The following is a 1,806-nucleotide window of genomic DNA, read 5'->3' as shown; positions in this document are numbered from 1 at the left end:
CTTCAAGACCTGATTCCCTGACTCAAATCGAAAGGGATCCCCTATGGCGGCAAGCACTATGGCAGAGACATCAGGACCAAAGCCAGGTATGGAAAGCAGATATTTATACTCTGGAAAAAGAACACATATCTCTATGACCTTTTCATTGATATTGCCTATGGTTTCCCTTACCTGTTTTAATGTATCAACCAGGATCCCTGCTTCAAACTCTGTTGCTGTTCCTGCTGAACAGCCAACAGAACTATGTGCACTGTCCCAAATGGCCTTTAAGCGCTGGTGCTGTATTAATCCCCTGTCCCGTGTTGTTACCAGGCGGAAAAAGTCTTCGTATTTCATTTTTGCAATCTTAACCCCAGTTTCCTACTTATGGAATGAGCATTATGCCAATAATACCACAGCTACCTGTTTTTTCAATGAAAAATGGCATGTCGTATCCCTGGTATGTTGTATACACTAACGCATGTCAGAAAGAGATGATAGAGTGAGATTCAGGGATGAGCAAGCTTGTAGATATCGAAAACGTTACACAGTTTCTTTTGTAGGGATGAGCATTCAGACAAGACGTACTCAGCGCGAAGACGGCCCCGAGTCCGTGTAGGTTGAGATTGGTAGAGATTGATGACCTCCTTTATACCAGTCAATTCTTCGAAGAGAGCTGGTATCGTGAGCTTGATGCCTGCCTGAGCGGCCTTTCGTTGAAGAAGAGAGCTCAATGTCAGAGCAAGGACGCAATAGAAAGCATGAACCCGCAATTTCTGATCAGTCCAATGGAAAGCAGGGGAAAAGCTTACCCAGTGAGGATCCTTCATTTGCTTGAAGGCATCCTCTACATGGAATTGGGCTCTACTGCCAAGGATAATTTCCTCCGTAGACCAGTCGTGATTGTCGGTACACAGGATGCGTTTTCCGAGACGGGTACGTTTAAGATCTCGATAGGCCTCTGAGTCGGTCCAAAAGATGAACTCCAGACGGCCTTCGGATTCCATAATCCGTGTTTTGAGGATATCAGTGATGTACTGGCCGGAGGTAATGGAGCTGAGCAGTTTTTGAAGCGATTCACGTGTGTAGCCCTTACCCCTTGCTCCGGGTTGCTGGCTGCGATAGAGCTTGGTGCCCAGTTGCCGGAGGGCGGCACGTTTTTTTCGTAAGGCCATGGTAATTCCAGCAATTTGTCCTGCAAGAAGTCTTTCGCTTCGTGTGATCACTACCGTACGCTCCTTGCCCCAGATTTCTTTTTTGGTCCGGTAGGCGATTGTCCCCTTCAAGCGAGGTTCTGAGAATGACTGGAACTTCCGGAGGGGCACATTGAGAAGATCCTTGTGATGGGTCACTGTCAAGGAGGTGATGAAGTGGTAGGCGCTCTCGTCGACTTCCTTCATATTATTCTTTGAGGTGTTGCCGCCATCAAAGACGAGCGTAATCTGTTGGCACTCCTTGGCAAACTGACGATATCGTGTAATAAGGCTTTCAGTCACGCCTGCGAACATAGTCGGATCATTCTGATTACCGGGATAGATATAAGAAAGAAGAGGCACGTGAAAGTCCATACTTACCAGAAGAGCCAGGCCGAGAATACGCAAATCCTTCCGTTTGCTCTTGGCGTGTCCTCGCTGAGGCAGGTCACATTTTGTCTGGGTATTGATAAAGGTATCGAAGTTTATGGCGTCGAACAGCAGTGTTCGCAGATCAATCTTAAAATCTTTGATCAGACGGCCTGTGAGTTCCTCTTCGATGGCGGAGATGGTCTTTTCATCCAGATAGCTCATATGGTCCCAGAAGCGTTGAGGCGCCAAGGAGCGTTTGGAT

The 1,806-nt window shown here is 47.3% G+C and carries 2 protein-coding genes; both read right to left on the bottom strand.

The window, feature by feature from the left end; translation table 11 throughout:
- Nucleotides 1-336 (bottom strand): IS110 family transposase (locus C4B57_12235; GenBank protein ID PXF50262.1); only part of this gene is annotated, 336 nt, incomplete at its 3' end.
- A 152-nt stretch (nt 337-488) separates the two neighbouring features.
- Nucleotides 489-1,766 (bottom strand): hypothetical protein, encoded by a 1,278-nt coding sequence (locus C4B57_12230; protein PXF50261.1) that lies wholly within the window; start codon nt 1,764-1,766, stop codon nt 489-491.
- Nucleotides 1,767-1,806: the final 40 nt, after the last annotated feature.

It is taken from the genome of Deltaproteobacteria bacterium (assembly GCA_003194485.1).
Classification (GTDB): Bacteria; Desulfobacterota; Dissulfuribacteria; order Dissulfuribacterales; family UBA3076; genus UBA3076.
Note: the sequence above shows the minus strand (reverse complement) of the source record. Positions and strands in the feature narration are given on the sequence as shown.

Excerpts from the sequence above, each read along its gene's own strand:
- C4B57_12230 (PXF50261.1), bottom strand. The coding sequence starts at position 1,766 with ATGAGCTATCTGGATGAAAAGACCATCTCCGCCATCGAAGAGGAACTC.